General features: G+C 71.2%; 18 protein-coding genes. 10 read left to right on the top strand and 8 right to left on the bottom strand.

Going from position 1 to position 16360, the window contains the following annotated elements; translation table 11 throughout:
- Positions 1-218: 218 nt before the first annotated feature.
- The 3 genes from J8J14_RS06860 to J8J14_RS06850 are packed head-to-tail and all read right to left on the bottom strand — an operon-like array spanning position 219 to position 2675.
- Positions 219-1010, bottom strand: a complete 792-nt coding sequence (locus J8J14_RS06860; protein ID WP_209378728.1) for a DUF3750 domain-containing protein — start codon at positions 1008-1010, stop codon at positions 219-221.
- Between the two features lie 43 nt (positions 1011-1053).
- Entirely contained in the window at positions 1054-1872 is an 819-nt protein-coding gene (locus J8J14_RS06855) for an ABC transporter permease (RefSeq protein WP_209378727.1), read from the bottom strand.
- A complete protein-coding gene (locus J8J14_RS06850; RefSeq protein WP_245215503.1) occupies positions 1869-2675 on the bottom strand; it encodes an ABC transporter ATP-binding protein in 807 nt (268 codons plus the stop codon). The genes J8J14_RS06855 and J8J14_RS06850 overlap by 4 nt, the downstream gene beginning before the upstream one ends.
- Before the next feature lie 105 nt (positions 2676-2780).
- Between J8J14_RS06850 and J8J14_RS06845 the strand changes: the two genes are divergently transcribed.
- On the top strand, positions 2781-3683 hold the full coding sequence (locus J8J14_RS06845; protein ID WP_209378726.1) for a fatty acid desaturase: 903 nt from the start codon (positions 2781-2783) through the stop codon (positions 3681-3683).
- Positions 3684-3692: 9 nt separating this feature from the next.
- Here the strand turns inward: J8J14_RS06845 and J8J14_RS06840 are convergent, their stop codons facing one another.
- The gene (locus tag J8J14_RS06840; protein ID WP_209378725.1) at positions 3693-3980 is read right to left on the bottom strand and encodes a GNAT family N-acetyltransferase; all 288 of its coding nucleotides are present in this window, start codon (positions 3978-3980) and stop codon (positions 3693-3695) included.
- A gap of 108 nt (positions 3981-4088) precedes the next feature.
- Here J8J14_RS06840 and J8J14_RS06835 point away from each other — a divergent pair, with 108 nt between their 5' ends.
- Genes J8J14_RS06835 through J8J14_RS06825 form a run of 3 tightly spaced genes read left to right on the top strand, consistent with a single transcriptional unit; the run spans position 4089 to position 5713 of the window.
- A complete protein-coding gene (locus J8J14_RS06835; protein ID WP_209378724.1) occupies positions 4089-4706 on the top strand; it encodes a DUF938 domain-containing protein in 618 nt (205 codons plus the stop codon).
- 8 nt (positions 4707-4714) lie between these two features.
- Positions 4715-5176 (top strand): opioid growth factor receptor-related protein, encoded by a 462-nt coding sequence (locus tag J8J14_RS06830; protein WP_209378723.1) that lies wholly within the window; start codon positions 4715-4717, stop codon positions 5174-5176.
- Between the two features lie 9 nt (positions 5177-5185).
- Positions 5186-5713 carry an MOSC domain-containing protein gene (locus tag J8J14_RS06825; protein WP_245215502.1) on the top strand — a complete coding sequence of 176 codons (528 nt, stop codon included), beginning with the start codon at positions 5186-5188 and terminating at the stop codon, positions 5711-5713.
- Between the two features lie 3 nt (positions 5714-5716).
- Here J8J14_RS06825 and J8J14_RS06820 read toward each other — a convergent pair whose 3' ends face one another.
- Positions 5717-6469 carry a DeoR/GlpR family DNA-binding transcription regulator gene (locus tag J8J14_RS06820; protein WP_209378722.1) on the bottom strand — a complete coding sequence of 251 codons (753 nt, stop codon included), beginning with the start codon at positions 6467-6469 and terminating at the stop codon, positions 5717-5719.
- A gap of 132 nt (positions 6470-6601) precedes the next feature.
- Between J8J14_RS06820 and pepT the strand changes: the two genes are divergently transcribed.
- Positions 6602-7837 (top strand): peptidase T, encoded by a 1236-nt coding sequence (gene pepT / locus J8J14_RS06815; protein ID WP_209378721.1) that lies wholly within the window; start codon positions 6602-6604, stop codon positions 7835-7837.
- A 51-nt stretch (positions 7838-7888) separates the two neighbouring features.
- Here pepT and pdxA read toward each other — a convergent pair whose 3' ends face one another.
- Both pdxA and J8J14_RS06805 read right to left on the bottom strand, forming a co-directional pair.
- On the bottom strand, positions 7889-8908 hold the full coding sequence (pdxA, locus tag J8J14_RS06810) for a 4-hydroxythreonine-4-phosphate dehydrogenase PdxA (protein ID WP_209378720.1): 1020 nt from the start codon (positions 8906-8908) through the stop codon (positions 7889-7891).
- Positions 8905-10161 carry a four-carbon acid sugar kinase family protein gene (locus tag J8J14_RS06805; protein ID WP_209378719.1) on the bottom strand — a complete coding sequence of 419 codons (1257 nt, stop codon included), beginning with the start codon at positions 10159-10161 and terminating at the stop codon, positions 8905-8907. The genes pdxA and J8J14_RS06805 overlap by 4 nt, the downstream gene beginning before the upstream one ends.
- 413 nt (positions 10162-10574) lie before the next feature.
- On the opposite strand from J8J14_RS06805, the gene J8J14_RS06800 reads away from it, so the two are divergent.
- From J8J14_RS06800 to J8J14_RS06780, 5 genes are all read left to right on the top strand, one after another.
- On the top strand, positions 10575-12020 hold the full coding sequence (locus J8J14_RS06800; RefSeq protein ID WP_209378718.1) for an FAD-binding oxidoreductase: 1446 nt from the start codon (positions 10575-10577) through the stop codon (positions 12018-12020).
- 36 nt (positions 12021-12056) lie between these two features.
- A complete protein-coding gene (locus tag J8J14_RS06795) occupies positions 12057-13031 on the top strand; it encodes a Bug family tripartite tricarboxylate transporter substrate binding protein (RefSeq protein WP_209378717.1) in 975 nt (324 codons plus the stop codon).
- A 76-nt stretch (positions 13032-13107) separates the two neighbouring features.
- Positions 13108-13332 carry a hypothetical protein gene (locus J8J14_RS06790; RefSeq protein WP_209378716.1) on the top strand — a complete coding sequence of 75 codons (225 nt, stop codon included), beginning with the start codon at positions 13108-13110 and terminating at the stop codon, positions 13330-13332.
- A 16-nt stretch (positions 13333-13348) separates the two neighbouring features.
- On the top strand, positions 13349-13726 hold the full coding sequence (locus tag J8J14_RS06785) for a winged helix-turn-helix domain-containing protein (protein ID WP_209378715.1): 378 nt from the start codon (positions 13349-13351) through the stop codon (positions 13724-13726).
- 67 nt (positions 13727-13793) lie between these two features.
- Positions 13794-15308, top strand: a complete 1515-nt coding sequence (locus tag J8J14_RS06780; RefSeq protein ID WP_209378714.1) for a protein adenylyltransferase SelO — start codon at positions 13794-13796, stop codon at positions 15306-15308.
- Between the two features lie 8 nt (positions 15309-15316).
- On the opposite strand, the gene J8J14_RS06775 is transcribed toward J8J14_RS06780, so the two are convergent.
- Complete coding sequence (locus J8J14_RS06775; RefSeq protein ID WP_245215501.1) at positions 15317-16294, bottom strand: Bug family tripartite tricarboxylate transporter substrate binding protein; 978 nt, start codon at positions 16292-16294, stop codon at positions 15317-15319.
- Between the last annotated feature and the right edge of the window lie 66 nt (positions 16295-16360).

Genomic DNA, 16360 nt, shown 5'->3' with positions numbered 1-16360 from the left:
TTTTTCTATCAGTTGGGGCGGTTCGGCTGGTGGTGCGCCTCCGGTCTATGACCGGAGGCAACTGCAAGGGCAGGAGCAGGGGCAGAAACCCCGTGTTGCACCCTACCGCGGCAGCCAGACGGGGTTCCAAGGGCCTCAGGCCCTTGGCTGGTGAGGTCCGGAGAGGGCAGAGCCCTCTCCGGAACCCGGCAGATCAGAAATCCCGCCGTCCGAAAGGACTAATCCGCCCCGGAGGAGGCCGCGACGGGCGTTGGCACCCCCGATCCGTCCGGCCCGCGCATCCCGATCCGCCCCAGCCCGGGCAGCTTGATCGCGGGGCGGCGAATGTCGATCCCGGCGACGGCGCCGAGGATGTTCACCTCCAGCCCCTCCACCCAGCCCAGGGTCACGCCCGCATAGCCGCCCAACGAGAGGCGGATGCCCGTGCCGGAGGGCGAGGCGCGCAGCCACCGCCCGTCATAGGGGTAATCCTTGCCGATGGCGTTCGGCGGCAGGGTGACGCCGATGCCGGGGATGGAATCCAGCACGGCCGCGACGAAGGTGTTGGAGTTTGGCCCGGGCCAGGCGCGGTAGTCGCCCTGGTTGCGCCAGGCATAGCCCGCGATGGCCTGCTGCATGCGCGGGATCATCAATGCGGCGGCGGGGCCATCGGCGGCATAGACCACCTGCGGCGCCTGCCCGAACCAGCGGCCATCCGGCGCGAAGCCGTTCAGGCGGATCGGGTCGCCCCAGGCGGTGTAGTCGTAGCGGGTGTAGGCGGTTGCACCCTCGGGCTTGAAGACGATCCAGCAATGCACGGCGAAGATGCCGCGCCACCGCACCGTGGGCGCCGCGAAGACGCGCACCACCGCGCCCGGGTTGCGCGCGGGCGGCAGAAGGCCGGCGCTGGAACGATCCGCGTTCCACCAATCCGTCCCGGCCATGCGAGCCTGGTAGATGGCGGCGGAGACTCCGAGGGGCAGGAGGTAGAAAAGGGCGAAGAGCAGCAGCGCGGCTTTGAGGATCGTCATGCTCCCCGCCATGTTTGTGGCGGGGCGGCAAAGCGCAACCCGCTCAGCGATCCGGGCTCAGGGCACTTTCATGCCAGCGGCGCAGGATGAGGTGCGAGAGGAGCGAGAGCGCGAGGAAGATCACCACCCCCGCCAGCGAGATCAGCGCCAGCGCCGCGAACATGCGGGGGATCTGCAACTGGTAGCCCGCCTCCAGGATGCGGTAGGCCAGGCCGGAGCTGGCCCCGCCCGCCCCGGCCACGAATTCCGCGACGATCGCCCCGATCAGCGCCAGCCCGCCCGAGATCCGCAGCCCCGCGAGGAAGAATGGCATGGCGGCGGGCAGGCGCAGATGCACCAGTGTCTGCCAGCGCGTGGCGCCATAGAGGCGGAACAGGTCCACCAGGTTCCGGTCCGTGCTGTTCAGCCCGATGGTGGTGTTGGAGACGATGGGGAAAAACGCGACGATCCAGGCGCAGATGAGAAGCGCCGCCTGCACATTGTCCACCCAGATGATGATCAGCGGCGCGATGGCGACAATGGGCGTGACCTGCAGGATCACCGCATAGGGCAGGAAGGTCATCTCCACCCATTTGGACTGGCTGAACAGCACGGCCAGCACCACGCCCGCCGTCACCGCCACCAGCAGCGCCAGCACGGTGATGCGCAGCGTCACCATCAGCGCGGCGGCAAGGCTGGGCCAGTTCGTCACCAGCGCATCGCCGATGGAAAGCGGGCCAGGCAGGACATAGGGGGGCACGCCGAAATGCCGCACGGCGAATTCCCAGGCGCCGAGCAGCAACATGCCCATCATCAGCGGCATCAGGAGGCGCGGCCAGGCCTCGGGGGCCAGGCCGAGGATGCGGATCGGGCGCTTGCTCATGCGGCCATGCCTCCCGCCAGCGCCTCGGAGACGGTGCGGCACAGCGCGGCGTAGTGGGGAGAGGTGCGGAAGGCTTCGTCCCGCGCGGCGGGCGCCTCGATCGGCAGGTCCGCGAAGAGCCGCCCGGGGCCTGCCGCCATCACCACCACGCGCTGCGAGAGATAGACGGATTCGAACACGGAATGCGTGACGAAGACGGCGGAGAAGCGATGCGCCTCCCACAGCCGCAGCAGGTCGTTGTTCAGGCGAAAGCGCGTGATCTCGTCCAGCGCGGCGAAAGGTTCGTCCAGCAGAAGCAGGTCGGGCTCCGTCGCCAGGGCGCGGGCGATGGAGACGCGCATCTTCATCCCGCCAGAGAGCTCCCGGGGGTAGCGCCCGGCCGCCTCGGCCAGGCCCACCAGGGCCAGCATCTCCCGCGCGCGGCGATGGCGCCCGGCTCGCGCCATGCCCGAGAGCTTCAGCGGCAGGGCCACGTTGTCCAGGGCGGTCTGCCAGGGCATCAGAGTGGGTTCCTGGAAGACAAAGCCCAGCCTGGGGGCCGCCTGGGGCCAGGCGATATGCCCGGCGGTGAGGGGCGCCAGCCCCGCCATCATGCGGAGCACCGTGCTTTTCCCGCAGCCGGAGGGGCCGAGGAGGCTGACGAAGCTACCCGCCGCGATGTCCAGGTCGAGCCCCTCCACGGCCAGGGTGCCGTTGGGATAGCGCTTGGTGACATCGCGCAGGCTGACCACCGCCCCGCCGGCGGGCGGCATGGTTCCGGCCGGGCCTGGGCCCTGGGTCTCGGTCAGCGGGGGATGGGGCATGGGAAGGAATCTCCTGGCCTCTCCCGCCCGGTTGCGCAAGCCTGAATGCCGGCGGGCGGCGCGGCTCTTGCTTGTCGCCCGGGTGTCATGGCGGGGAGCCCGGGGATGAGCATGGCGACGGCGGCGCCCAAGCCGCGGGAGATGATGCATCTCAACACCCGCTCCGATGCGCGGGGTGCCGCGCGGGCCGCGATCCATCTGGGCCTGATCCTGGCCACGGGCTGTCTGGTGGCCATGGCGCCGGGGGTGCTGGTGCTGCCGGCCATGCTGCTGGCCGGGGCGGTGCAGGCCGCGCTCTTCGCCCCGCTGCACGAAACCTGCCACTACACCGCCTTCAGATCCCGCCGGGCCAATGCCGTGATTGGCTGGCTGGTGGCGCTGACGGCCCTGCGGAACTGGCATTTCTACCAGCAATTCCATTTGGCCCATCACAAGCATACCCAGGACCCGGAGCACGACCCGGAGCTCTCCCCGCCGCCCCCGGGCGACCTGCCGGGCTATCTCGCCCGCATGGTGGGCCTGACCTATTGGAAGGCACAGCTCACCATCTGGGCACGGGGCTGGAAGGGCGATCTCTCGGCCTATCCCTTCATCCACCCGGCGGTCGCGCCGCGCGTGATCGCCAGCATCCGGGCCGGCTCAGCCCTGACGGTGGCGCTGGCCCTGGCGGCAGGGTTTGCCTTCGGCTGGGAAGCGGTGCTGCTCTTCTGGGTGGGGCCCCAGCTTCTTGGCCAGCCCCTGCTGCGCCTCTACCTGCTGACCGAGCACACCGGCTGCACCGAGGATGCCAACGGGCTGACCAACACCCGCACCATGCTCACCATCGCGCCGGTGCGGCTGCTGATGTGGGAGATGCCCTTCCATGCCGAGCACCACCTCTACCCCTTCATCCCCTTCCACCGCCTGCGCGACGCGCATGCGCTGCTGCGGGACCGGCTGGGGCAGGTGGGGCCGGGCTATATGCGCTGGCACCGGGACCATGTCCGGGCGTTGCGCAAGGCCGGGTGAGGGCGGGGCTCAGCCCCGTTCCGCCACCAGATCCGCGTATTCCGGGTGCCGCTTGATATAGGCGGCCACGAAGGAGCAGCTGGGAACCACCTTCAGCCCATCGGCCCGGGCCAGGTCCAGCGCACCCTGGACCAGGCGCGACCCCACGCCCTGGCCGGAAAGGCTTTCCGGCACCTCCGTGTGCAGCATATCGATCCGGCCCGGCCCGGCCTGGCGGTAGGCGATGATGGCGGTGGCCTCGCCCTCCTGCATCTCGAAGCGGTGGCGCGCGGCGTTGTCGGTGACCTGGGCGGCCATGCGGATCGACTCCTGGGAAAGGGCTCCACGGGCCTTTTCCCCCGCTTTCCGGCCGGCGCGCCAGGGCGGCGCGGGTGACAGGGCGGTGAGCGGCGCTAGGCTGGGGGCATGAGCCAGACAACGGATGACGCCCGGCGCCACGCCCCCGCCGCCGCCCGCAACCGGGAGCCCATTCTCGCGGTCCTGCGGGAAGCGCTGCCGGAAAAGGGCGTGGTGCTGGAGGTGGCGAGCGGCACGGGGGAGCATGCCCGCCATTTCGCGGAGGCCCTGCCCGGCCTCACCTTCCAGCCCAGCGACCCCGATCCGGCCGCCCGCGCCAGCATCGATGCCTGGGGCGCGGGGGTGGCGAATATCCGCCCCGCCCTGGCTTTGGATGCCGTGGGCGAATGGCCGGCCCTGGCGGCGGATGCCATTCTTTGCATCAACATGATCCATATCGCGCCCTGGGCAGCCTGCCTGGGGCTGTTCCGCGGCGCGGCGGCGCGGCTGGCGCCGGGGGCGCCGCTGATCCTCTACGGCCCCTATCGCCGGGGTGGCCGGCACACCGCCCCCAGCAACGCGGCCTTTGACGAGGATCTCCGCGCGCGCGACCCCTCCTGGGGCGTTCGCGACCTGGAGGCGGTGGCGGAACTGGCCGCGGCGCGGGGCTTCGGCCCGCCGCAGGTCCATGAGATGCCGGCGAACAACCTCCTCCTTGTCTTCCGCGCCGGGGCGGAAGGGGGCTGAGGCGCGCCATGCCGGGAACCATCCACCGCTTCCTGCGGGGCGAAGGCCCAGATGGCCGGGGGCGCCTCCTGGCCGATGTGCTGGCCTTCGATGATGACCGGATCGAGGCCCTGCACGACTTCATCCAGTGGCTCTTCCCCCTGCCGCAGCCGAGCCGCGCCGCTCCGGGCGCCCCCGTGCTGGGCGAGGAGGAGGCCGCCGCCATCCGCGGGGATGCCCAGGCGCAGGAAGGCCTCCGCGCGGCGCTCGCCCGGATGGAACGCTTCTACGCCGCCACGGATCACTGGCTCAGGCCCTTCGACCACAACCATCTCCGCATCAGCCGGATCATCGCCGCCACGCGGAACCTGCTGGGGCCGGAGGAGGCAAGGGGCTTCCATGCGGCCGTCACGGCCCGCAACGAGGCCGCGGGACATCCCATCAACCCGGAAAGCCTTCGGCACTGGGCCCGGGCCCTCGGGCGGGGCTAGAAGCCGGGCATGATCATGACGGATGGCCGGTCCCATGCTCCCGCGCCCGGCTCCATGCTGGCCCGGTTGATCGACGGGCCGGTGGCGCCGGGGCGCGTGGCCTGGATCGGCCTGCGCCCGGCCCGCCGGGCGCCGGTGCGGGCGGTGGAGGAGGTGCTGGCGGCACCCGGCCAGGGACTGGCGGGGGACCGCTATGCCAGCAACCGCAACGGCGCCCGCCAGGTCACGCTGATCGCGGCCGAGCATCTGAGCGCCATCGGTGCCTATCTCTCGATGGATGCGGTCCTGCCGGAGCGGCTACGGCGGAACATCGTGGTGCAGGGGATCAACCTGGGCGCGCTGAAGCATCGCCGCTTCCGCGTCGGCGGGGCCGTGCTGGAATATTCGGGCGAGTGCCACCCCTGTTCCCGCATGGAGGAGGAACTGGGCCCGGGCGGCTACAACGCCACGCGCGGACATGGCGGCATCATCGCGCGGGTGCTGGAAGGCGGGCTCATCCGGCTTGGCGATGGGGTGGAGCGATTGCTGGAGGGCTGAGGATCAGCCCGCGCGGATCACGCGGGCGCCTTCCGCGGCGAAGGGGGCGCAGGCTTCCTCCGGCGCATCGGTCACCAGCACCCAGCCTGGCGGAAGCGGCGCCCAGAAGGGCTGACCCTCGCGTCCGAGCTTCGAGGCATCGGCCAGCACCACCACTTCCCGCGCCTGGCGTATCATCAACGATTTCAGCGCCACCTGCTCCAGCGTGGCTTCGCAGACGCCGCGGCCGGGCAGGACGCCATCGGCGCTCATGAACACCCGGTCGGCCGTGACATGGCGCAGCGCCTGTTCCGCCAGCGGGCCGACGGTGCTGACGCTGATGGGCCGCACCGTGCCGCCCAGCACCACCAGCTCCATGCCCGGTGAATCCGCCAGCACGGGGATCAGCGGCAGGTTGGTGGTGACCACCCGCAGCGCCCGCCCGCGCAGCAGCCGCCCCAGGGCCTCCACGGTGGAGCCGCCATCCAGGATCACCGTGCCCCCATCCCCGATCAGCGGCAGCGCGGCCTGGGCAATGGCCGCCTTCGCCGCGCGGTGCTGCCCGGTGCGGGCGCGAAGGCTCGTCTCCAGCGCCGGCGCGGCCAGGATGGCGCCGCCATAGGTACGGGCGATGGCCCGCTTGGCGGAAAGGGCGTTCAGGTCCCGGCGGATGGTGGAGGCGGAGACGCCGAAGCGCGCGGCCAGCACATCCACATCCGCGTCGCCGCTGGCGATGGCGGCCAGGATTTCGTCGTGGCGGGTCCGCCTGTGTCTCATGGCCGCGGAACTTAGGATGCTTCGCGCGGCGCGGCGATCCCCGGGGCGCGGCGTGGTGCCCCCGTGGAAAGGCCGCTAACCTGCCCTTCCGGGCGGACAAGACGAGCCCGCCCCTGACCTTGGAGCGTCGTTGTGGCCGGGCCCATCGCAGAACAGCTGATCGAGCGTTTCTTCCGCTATCTCGCGGTGACGAGCCAGAGCGATGCGCGGGCAACGACGCTGCCGAGCACGCCGGGGCAGCGGCGGCTGGCGGAACTGCTGGTGCAGGAACTGCGCATGCTCGGCCTTTCGGATATCCATCTGGACGGGAACGGCATCGTCACGGCGCTCCTTCCCGGCACGATGAGCGAGGCCCCCTGCATCGGCTTCGTCACGCATCTGGACACGGTGGATGTGGGGCTTTCCCCCGGGATCCGGCCGCAGCGCCTGCGCTACGAGGGCGGCGACCTGCTGCTGAACCCGGCGGAGGGGATCTGGCTGCGCGCGGCGGAGCATCCGGAGATCCTTCCCTATCGCGGGGAGGAGATCCTGTTCAGCGATGGCACGAGCGTGCTGGGCGCGGACAACAAGGCCGCGGTCGCCGTGGTGATGACCCTCCTGGCCGAGCTGAAGCGGGAGCCGCGGCCGCATGGCGACATCGCCGTGGCCTTCGTGCCCGACGAGGAGATCGGCCTGCGCGGCGCGAAGGTGCTGGACCTTTCCCGCTTCCCGGCCGCTTTCGCCTACACCATCGATTGCTGCGAGCGCGGCGAGGTGGTGTACGAGACCTTCAACGCCGCCCAGGTGTCGATCGAGATCACCGGCGTCACCGCCCATCCCATGTCGGCCAAGGGCGTGCTGGTGAACCCGATCCTGGTCGCGACCGAGCTGATGGCGCTGTTCGACCCGTTCCAGACCCCCGAGCAAACCGAGGGCCGCGAGGGCTACTGGTGGTTCAACGGCATCACCGGCAACCAGGCCACCGCGCGGCTTGAGATGTCGATCCGGGATTTCGACGCCGAGAGCTTCGCCGCCCGCAAGCGCTTCGTGGGGGAAGCGGTCGAGCAGATCCGGGCCCGGCACCCGCGCGCGCGGATCGCCTGCAGGATCGAGGACAGCTACAGCAACATCGACTCCGCCATGGGCAATGACCGCTCGAGCGTGGAGCTGATCTTCCGGGCAATGGGGGAGCTGGGCATCGCGTCGAAGGTGGTGGCCATGCGCGGCGGCACGGATGGCTCGGCGCTCTCGGCGCGCGGGCTTCCCACACCCAACTACTTCACGGGTGCGCTGAACTTCCATTCGCGCTTCGAGTTCCTGCCCGTCAGCGCCTTCGTGGATTCCTACCGGCTGACGGAGCGGCTCTGCCGGCTGGCCGCCGGGCGCTGAGCGTCCCGCGACGAGGGAGGCGGGCGAAGGCGCCGCCTCCCCCGGCCCGCATCAGGCCGCCTGCATCCTCCGCTTCGGCGCCAGGTCCACGGCCTGCTTCAGCGCCTCGACCAGCGAGCCCTCGTCGGCGATGCCCTTGCCCGCAATGTCGAAGGCGGTGCCATGGTCCACGGAGGTGCGGATCACGGGCAGGCCGACGGTGATGTTCACCCCGGCCTCCAGCCCCATCACCTTTACCGGGCCATGGCCCTGGTCGTGATACATGGCCACCACCAGGTCGAAATCGCCGCGGGCGGCGCGGAAGAACAGCGTGTCCGCGGGCAGCGGGCCCGTCACCTTCCAGCCCCTGGCCTGGCACTTCTGCACGGCGGGGATGATCTTCTCCTCCTCCTCGCCCTGGCCGAAGAGGCCGTTCTCGCCCGCATGCGGGTTGATGCCGCAAACGCCGATGCGCGGATCGGCGATGCCGGACTTCACCAGCGTGGCGTGGCCGCGCGCGATCACGCGCTCCACCAGCCCCGGCTCGATCTTCCGGATGGCATCCATCAGGCCGATATGGGTGGTGACGTGGATGACGCGCAGCTTCGGCGCCACCAGCATCATCGATACTTCCGGCGTGCCGGTCAGATGCGCCAGCAGCTCGGTATGGCCCGGATATTTGTGGCCGGCGGCGTGCAGCGCCTCCTTGGAGAGCGGGGCGGTGCAGATGGCGTCGGCCTCGCCGGCCTCCACCAGCCGCGTGGCGCGCTCGATGTAGCGATAGGCGCCTTCGCCCGAGAGCGGGGAGAGCTGGCCAAAGGGATGGCCGGCAGGGATGAGGCCGAGGTCGATCACATCGGCCGTGCCGCGCTGGTAGCGGGCGCCGGCGGGAGCCTGCAGCGCGTTCACCGCCAGGCCGGTCTTCACCACCGCATCGGCCTCGCGCAGGCGCGTGGCCTCGCCCACCACCAGCGGGCGGCACATCCCATAGACGTCCTCCCGCGCGAGGGCCTTCATGATGATCTCCGGCCCGATGCCGGAGGCGTCGCCCATGGTGATGGCGACGACGGGGCGGGTGTCACTCTGGCTCATGTCGCGCTTTCCGTTGAGAGATGGCGCAGCCTGGCAAGGCTGCGGAGGATGGTTCCGGCATCGCCGAAGGCGCCGGCCTTGGTCATCACCGGCACCTCGATCGCCCCCTGGGTGATGCCGAGCGGCACGCCGGGCTCGACCTCCTCCAGCAGGCGGATGCCGTGGACGCCGAGATGGCTGAGCAGCGCGCAGGCCGTCTCCCCGCCTGTGGCGAAGAGCCCGCCCATGCGGGCGGCGGCAGGGCCCAGCAGGCCGGCCAGCCCTTCGGCCAGCGCCGCGCCCTGCGCGAGGTCGGCCGTGGCATCGGCCCTGATGACCACGAGCGTGTCGCGGCCGGCTTCGAGGGCATCCGTGATGGAGGCGGCAAGGGGGCGCCAGAGCGGATCGGCGGGGCCGGCGAGCAGAAAGGCGGGCGGCACCTCGAAGCGCGGTGCCCCGGCTTCAGCAGCCAGCCGCTCCGCCGCGGCGCGGGAGGCCTCGGCGACGCTGCCGACGACGACCAGCACGCCACCGCGCAGTGAGGCGGGGGAGGGGAGAGGGGCCTGGTGGCCATCCGGCATCGCGGCGGCCAGGGCGGCCGCGATGCCACCCGATCCGACCCAGAACACCTGCCCCGCCAGCGGCAGGCTGGCGCGGGCCAGGACATCCAGATCCCCGGGCAGCACGGCGTCGCAGACTACGGCGTCCAGCCCATCCGCCATGGCGTCCCGCAGCGCCCTGGCCAGCGCGGCCTCGCCCTGGCGCATGAGGCCGAGGGGCAGGAGGCGGGAGGAGAGGTCAACCGAGGCCAGGATCTCGGTCAGCGCCGCGTTCTCATAGCTGTGGTCCCGCGCCCAGAGTGGCGTGGCCTCCAGCGCTTCCCCATCCAGATGGACGCGGCCATCCAGGGTGGTGCGCCCGGTGGCCGGGAAGGCCGGGGCCAGGATGGCCAGGGCCGGGCGCCCGTCATTACGCAGGGCGCGGATGGTCGCGGCCAGCTCGGCGGCGGGCTGCCCGCGCAGGGTGGAATCGATCTTCTTGATGAGCCCCTGGCCGGGCCGGTGCCGTGCCCGCAGCAGCGCGGCATGGCGGGCCGCGGCGGCTTCCGGGGAAAGCCGGCGGCTGTCGGCATCCACCGCCAGCACCGCCCCTCCCAGGGGCGCTTCCACCCCGTGCCAGCCGACCGAGGCTTCCAGCCCGCGGCGGGCGAAGGCGATGCCGCAATCGGCTGCGCCGGTCAGGTCATCGGCCAGGATCAGCCAGTTCCGGGTCATGTCGCCCGGTCCGCGCGCGGTGCGACCATGCCGTCCGGAAGCGTTTCGGGGGCATGCCGGCTGGGGATCTGCATCGGGTCTCCACGGCGGCCTGCGCAGGGCGCCCTCGCGCCGGATGCGCGGGAATAGAGTGCTGCTTCGGCCGCCATGCACCGAAAGTCAACGAAATTTCTGCGCATTTCGCGCACGACTTGCAAGCTGGAGCATTTGGAGAGCGGCTTTTAGAAAGCGCTCGTGACCTTTCGAGCAGATAACGCTCGACATTTGTGCTCAAAGCGCGCAATACGCGGCGCCCGTTTCAGTCATGTGTAGGACTGGCCGCCCCGATGGCGTGCCGCTGCAAAGGGATCAGGAGGATGCGTGAACAGCCTGATCCGTCCTCCCGCGCCCGCAGGATGGAGCCGCCCCGCCCCATGAGCCTCGCCGTCGCCGAGAACACCGCCCTGGTGGCGGAGCTGGCCGCCCTGCTGGGCCGCCAATACGTGACTGCCCCGGACGAGGACCAGGAACCCTATGTGGTGGACTGGCGCGGCCGCTATCACGGGCGGGCCGCCGCGGTGGTGAAGCCCGCCAGCACGGCCGAGGTGGCGGAGGTGGTGAAGCTCTGCGCGCGCCACGGCGTCGCCCTCGTGCCCCAGGGCGGCAACACCGGCATGTGCGGCGCCGCCACCCCGGATGCCTCCGGCCGCGCCGTGGTGCTGCGGCTGGACCGGCTGAACCGCATCCGTGCGGTCAGCGCCCTGGCCAACTCCATCACGGTCGAGGCCGGCTGCATCCTGCAGACCATCCAAGAAGCGGCGGCGGGGGTGGACCGGCTCTTTCCCCTCAGCCTGGGCGCCGAGGGCAGCTGCCAGATCGGCGGCAACATCGCCACCAATGCCGGCGGCACCGCCGTGCTGCGCTATGGCAACACGCGGGAGCTGGTGCTGGGGCTGGAGGTGGTTCTGCCCGACGGCAGCGTGCTCAACCGCCTTCAGGGACTGCGCAAGAATTCGAGCGGCTATGACCTGAAGCAGCTCTTCATCGGGGCCGAGGGCACGCTGGGCATCATCACCGCGGCCTCCCTCAAGCTTTTCCCCCGCCCGCGCGCCTCGGCCCTGGCCATGGTGGCGCTGCCGGAGATCGAGGCGGCGCTGACCCTGATGGGCCGCCTGCGGGACATGGTGGGCGACCGGCTGGCGAGTCTGGAGGCCATGTCGCGCGGCCAGATCGAGGTGATCGCCGAGCATGTGCCCGATGTCTCCATCCCCTTCGCGCTGGAGGCGCCCTGGTACCTGCTGATCGAGCTGACCGACACGCTCGCCGGCACCGATCTCCGCACGCCGCTGGAGGAGGTGCTCGGCGCCGCCTTCGAGGAAGGGCTGGTGACGGATGCCGTGATCGCGGAAAGCCAGGCCCAGGCCCATGCGCTGTGGAAGATCCGCCACAGCGTGTCCGAAGGCAGCAAGCGCGCCGGCTATGTCGTCAGCCATGACAGCGTGGTGCCGCTGGAGAACCAGGCGCTGTTCGCGCGCAAGGTGGAGCGGCGGATCCTGGAACAGGTGCCGGATGCGCGCGTGGTGATGCACGGGCATATCGGCGACGGCAACATCCATGTCCTCGCCATCCTCGATGCCGCGCGCTTCCCCGATGCCACGGCCGCCGCGCCCGTCGCGCTGCGCATCAACACGGTGGTGGATGACGAGACGGCGGCGCTGGGCGGCGTGATCAGCGCCGAGCACGGCATCGGCATCAGCAACCGCGCGCGGCTGGGCCGCGTGACCGATCCCGCCGAGATCGCGCTGATGCGGCGCGTCAAGGCGCTGCTCGACCCCGCCGGGATGATGAACCCCGGCAAGGTGCTCCCCCCCGAGGCCTGAACGGCCCGCATGATCCGCCAGAGAGGAAACCGCTTCATGAACCGTCGCACGCTTCTGGGCTCCGCCATCGGCGCGGCGCTCGCCCTGCCCTCCATCGCCCGCGCGCAGAACTGGCCCGCGCGGCCGGTCCGCCTGATCGTTCCCTATCCGCCGGGTGGTGCGACCGACGTGATCGCGCGCCTCTATGCCGAGCATATGAGCGGCACGCTCGGCCAGCCCGTGGTGATCGAGAACCGCCCGGGCGCGAGCGGCAATATCGGGATCGACGCCGTGGCGAAGGCCGCGCCGGACGGCTACACGGTCGGCGCCGGTACGGTCAGCAACTTCTCGATCAACCAGTATCTCTACAAGTCCGTGCCCTATGACGTGGAGAAGGATCTCCGCCCGGTCTCGCTGGGCTGGGAATTCCCCAACATCGCCGTCGTCGCCCCGGGCAAGGTGCAGGCGAAGACAATGCAGGAATTCGTCACCTGGGCGAAGGCCAAGCGCGGCGGCATCACCTATGGCTCCACCGGCGTCGGCACCACCACGCATCTCTCCTCCGCCATGCTCTTCTCGCGCCTGGGGATCGAGGCGGTGCATGTGCCCTATCGCGGCGCGGCGCAGATCCAGCCGGCGCTGCTGAGCGGCGATATCGATTTCGCGATCGACGGCGTCGCCTCCTACCAGGCGCTGGTGGAGGCGGGGCAGATCCGCGCCCTGGCCGTGACGAGCGCCGAGCGCTGGCCGACCCTGCCGAACGTGCCGACCATGGCCGAGGGCGGGATCGACAATTTCACCGTCACTGTCTGGGGCGGCTTCGTGGTTCCCGCCGCCACCCCGGATGCGGTGGTGGAGCGGCTGAATGCCGCGCTGAAGGCCGCGGTGGAGGACAGCACCCAGCGCGAGCGCTTCGCCCGCGTTGGCGCCAAGCCGATCTGGACCACGCCGGCCGATGCGGCCGCCCGCGCCTCGCGCGAGCGCCCGATGTGGCGGGAGACGATCCAGAACTCCGGCGCCTCGGCCGACTGACCGGGCCTTCTTCCGGCCGGGAACGACCCGGCCGGAAGGAATCACCTTTCCCGATGCGGCGGGCTAGGATGGGCGGATGAGCGACGACACCCCCACCCCGGATCCCTCCGGCATGGCCAGCGCCATCGCCGCCGCGCAGGCCGCGCTGGATGCCGATGACCTCGTGCGGAGCCTGCCCCCGGGCACGCCCGCGCGGCGCGAGCGCATGCAGGCCATCATCCATGCCGTGGCCGCCGAGTGGGAGGTGGGGCGCATGGAGCTGACCATGGCCCTCACCCAGCTTTCCGTTCGCCGGAACTGACCCGGGGCCGCCGCCCATGGCCCCCGCGAAGGGCGAGCCCCGGGGCGGCGCGCCCGGCCCGCGCCTGAGCATCCGCATCGATCTCGGCGGCGGGGTGCGGATCGGGCCGGGAAAGGTGCGGCTGCTGGAGGAAATCGCCCGCGCCGGCTCCATCTCCGGCGCCGGCAGGGCGCTGGGCATGTCCTATCGCCGCGCCTGGGAACTGGTCGAGGCGCTCAACAACGGCCTCGGCCAGCCTGTGGCCGAGACCGCAGCCGGCGGCCCGGGCGGAGGAGGGGCGCGGCTCACGCCCCTGGGGGAGGCGGTGGTGCGGAACTACCGCGCCATCGAGGACGAGGCGAATGCCGGGGCGGCGGCGCGGCTGGCGGCCCTGTCGCGACGCGAGCCGGGGTGAATCTCACGGGGACGCGATGCCCCCTGGCCTTGTTTCCGGGCCTGCCCGCCGCGATCTGCCCGTGATCATGAGCATTTCGGATCCCGGCACGCTTGAGGCGGCCCGGAAGGGCGAGGCGATCCGCTTCCCCTTCGACAATTCCTATGCCCGCCTGCCGGACCGCTTCCGTGCGCGGCTGGACCCCACGCCGGTGGCCTCGCCAAGGCTGCTGAAGCTGAACACGGCCCTGGCCGAGCGGCTGGGGCTGGACCCTGCCGCCCTGGCGACGCCCGAGGGCGCCGAGATCCTCGCCGGGAACCGGGTGCCGGAGGGGGCGGAGCCCATTGCCACCGCCTATGCCGGGCACCAGTTCGGCAACCTCGTGCCCCAGCTCGGCGATGGCCGCGCCATCCTGCTGGGCGAGGTGGTGGCGCCGGACGGAAAGCGCTTCGATATCCAGCTCAAGGGTTCCGGCCGCACGCCCTTCTCCCGCGGCGGCGACGGGCGGGCGGCCATGGGGCCGGTGCTGCGGGAATACCTGGTCAGCGAGGCCATGGCGGTGCTGGGCGTGCCCACCACCCGCGCCCTGGCGGCGGTGGCCACCGGCCAGCCCGTGATGCGCGAGACGCCGCTGCCCGGCGCGGTGCTCACCCGCGTCGCCTCCAGCCACATCCGCGTCGGCACCTTCGTGTTCTTCGCGGTGCGGGGGGATGTGGAAGGGCTGCGGGTCCTGGCGGACCATGCCATTGCCCGGCACTACCCCGAGGCGGCGGGGGCTGAGAACCCTTATCGCGCCATGCTGGAAGGCGTGGTGGCGCGCCAGGCGGCGCTGGTCGCGCAATGGATGCTGATCGGCTTCATCCATGGGGTGATGAACACCGACAACACCTCCATCTCCGGCGAGACGATCGACTACGGCCCCTGCGCCTTCATGGACGCCTACGACCCGGCGACCGTGTTCAGCTCCATCGACCAGCTCGGCCGCTATGCCTATGGCAACCAGCCCCGGATCATGCAGTGGAACCTGGCCCGGCTGGCCGAGGCCGTGCTGCCGCTGCTGGGCGAGAGCGAGGAAGCCGCGCTGGCCGTCGCCACTGAGGTGCTGAACGGCTTCGCCCCGGCCTTCGAGGCCGCCTATCTCGGCGGGCTGCGCGCGAAGATCGGCCTGCCCGGGGACCACATGGGCGATGTGGCCCTGGCGGGCGAGCTGCTGAAGGCGATGTCGGCCAACGGCGCCGATTTCACGCTGACCTTCCGCCGCCTCTGCCGCGCGGCGGAAACGCCGGAGGGCGACGCGGCGGTGCGCGCCCTCTTTTCTGATCCCGCGGCCTATGACGCCTGGGCCGCGACCTGGCGTGCGCGCCTTTCCGAGGAGGGTGGCGATCCGGCCGCCCGCGCCGCGGCCATGCGGGCGGTGAACCCGGCCGTGATCCCGCGCAACCACATGGTGGAGGAGGCGCTGGCGGCCGCGATGCAGCAGGATGACCTGGGGCCCTTTGAACGCCTTCTGGAAAGCCTGTCCCGGCCCTTCGAGGACCAACCGGAGGCGGATGTTCCGCCCCCGGCAGGCGAGGTTCCCTACATGACCTTCTGCGGGACCTGAGCGGCCCCTCAGCCGTCCAGCCGGATGCCGAGTTCCTGGATGAGGGGGCGCCAGGTGGCGTTTTCCGCCCGCACGAACTCGGCCATCTGCGCGGGGCTGTGGGGCACCGCCTCCACCCCCATCTCCTGCATGTGCTTCGTCATCTCCGGGCTGGCGACGGCCGCGCGCATGGCCTCGTTCAGCCGCGCGACGATGGCGGGCGGCGTGCCCGCCGCGACGCAGACGCCCTGCCAGCCATAGGCGACCGTGTCCGGGAAGCCGAGCTCGATCGCGGTGGGCACATCCGGCAGGCTGGCCGCGCGACGGTCCCCCGCGACGAGCAGAGCGCGGATCCGGCCACCCTTGATCGCCGGAAGGGCGCTGCTGGCATCCAGCACCGCGCAATCCACCGAACCATCCAGCACGCCGTTCAGCGTGGCCGGCGTGCCGCGATAGGGAACATGCGTGGCCTCCAGCCCGGAGCGGCGCTTCACCACCTCCATGGTGAGCTGGTGCGGGGAGGCGACGGCGGGCGTGCCATAGGTGACCGCGCGGGTTTTCGCCGTGGCCAGCAGGGCCTTGAAATCCGCGTGCGGGCTGTCCTGCCGAACCACCAGCAGCATGGGGAAGCGGCCGATGAAGCCGACGCTGGTCAGGTCCTTGTCCGGATCGAAGGGAAGCCGTGCATAGAGGGCCGGGTTGTAGATCAGCACGCCATTGTCGACATGCAGCAGGCTGTAGCCATCGGCCGGGGCGCGCACCACGCTCTCGGTCGCCACGATGGCGCCGCCGCTGGGGCGGTTCTCCACCACGATGCTCTGGCCCAGGCCAGGCGTCATCTGCCGGGCCATCATGCGCGCGAACACGTCGCTCGCGCCGCCCGGCGCATAGCCGACCACCCAGCGCAACGGCCGGTCCGGCCAGTGGCCCTGCGCCCACGCGCGTGAAGCCAGCGCCGCGCCACCGGCGCCCAGCGCCAAACCGGCAAACCCCCTACGACCCAACATGCAGCAGTCTCCGCCTTGGTTATCCGCGTGCCGCCGTGCTGACCTGCTTCGCCCCTCGTCGTCCTG

The organism is Pararoseomonas baculiformis (assembly GCF_017813395.1).
GTDB lineage: Bacteria > Pseudomonadota > Alphaproteobacteria > Acetobacterales > Acetobacteraceae > Roseomonas > Roseomonas baculiformis.
This window is presented reverse-complemented; position numbering and strand designations above follow the sequence as displayed.

Excerpts from the sequence above, each read along its gene's own strand:
- J8J14_RS06805 (WP_209378719.1), bottom strand. The coding sequence starts at position 10,161 with ATGACCCGGAACTGGCTGATCCTGGCCGATGACCTGACCGGCGCAGCC.
- pdxA (WP_209378720.1), bottom strand. The coding sequence starts at position 8,908 with ATGAGCCAGAGTGACACCCGCCCCGTCGTCGCCATCACCATGGGCGAC.
- J8J14_RS06840 (WP_209378725.1), bottom strand. The coding sequence starts at position 3,980 with ATGGCCGCCCAGGTCACCGACAACGCCGCGCGCCACCGCTTCGAGATG.
- J8J14_RS06845 (WP_209378726.1), top strand. The coding sequence starts at position 2,781 with ATGAGCATGGCGACGGCGGCGCCCAAGCCGCGGGAGATGATGCATCTC.
- J8J14_RS06820 (WP_209378722.1), bottom strand. The coding sequence starts at position 6,469 with ATGAGACACAGGCGGACCCGCCACGACGAAATCCTGGCCGCCATCGCC.
- J8J14_RS06775 (WP_245215501.1), bottom strand. The coding sequence starts at position 16,294 with ATGTTGGGTCGTAGGGGGTTTGCCGGTTTGGCGCTGGGCGCCGGTGGC.
- J8J14_RS06785 (WP_209378715.1), top strand. The coding sequence starts at position 13,349 with ATGGCCCCCGCGAAGGGCGAGCCCCGGGGCGGCGCGCCCGGCCCGCGC.
- J8J14_RS06790 (WP_209378716.1), top strand. The coding sequence starts at position 13,108 with ATGAGCGACGACACCCCCACCCCGGATCCCTCCGGCATGGCCAGCGCC.
- J8J14_RS06835 (WP_209378724.1), top strand. The coding sequence starts at position 4,089 with ATGAGCCAGACAACGGATGACGCCCGGCGCCACGCCCCCGCCGCCGCC.
- J8J14_RS06825 (WP_245215502.1), top strand. The coding sequence starts at position 5,186 with ATGATCATGACGGATGGCCGGTCCCATGCTCCCGCGCCCGGCTCCATG.
- J8J14_RS06860 (WP_209378728.1), bottom strand. The coding sequence starts at position 1,010 with ATGACGATCCTCAAAGCCGCGCTGCTGCTCTTCGCCCTTTTCTACCTC.
- J8J14_RS06850 (WP_245215503.1), bottom strand. The coding sequence starts at position 2,675 with ATGCCCCATCCCCCGCTGACCGAGACCCAGGGCCCAGGCCCGGCCGGA.
- J8J14_RS06855 (WP_209378727.1), bottom strand. The coding sequence starts at position 1,872 with ATGAGCAAGCGCCCGATCCGCATCCTCGGCCTGGCCCCCGAGGCCTGG.
- J8J14_RS06795 (WP_209378717.1), top strand. The coding sequence starts at position 12,057 with ATGAACCGTCGCACGCTTCTGGGCTCCGCCATCGGCGCGGCGCTCGCC.
- J8J14_RS06800 (WP_209378718.1), top strand. The coding sequence starts at position 10,575 with ATGAGCCTCGCCGTCGCCGAGAACACCGCCCTGGTGGCGGAGCTGGCC.
- J8J14_RS06780 (WP_209378714.1), top strand. The coding sequence starts at position 13,794 with ATGAGCATTTCGGATCCCGGCACGCTTGAGGCGGCCCGGAAGGGCGAG.
- J8J14_RS06830 (WP_209378723.1), top strand. The coding sequence starts at position 4,715 with ATGCCGGGAACCATCCACCGCTTCCTGCGGGGCGAAGGCCCAGATGGC.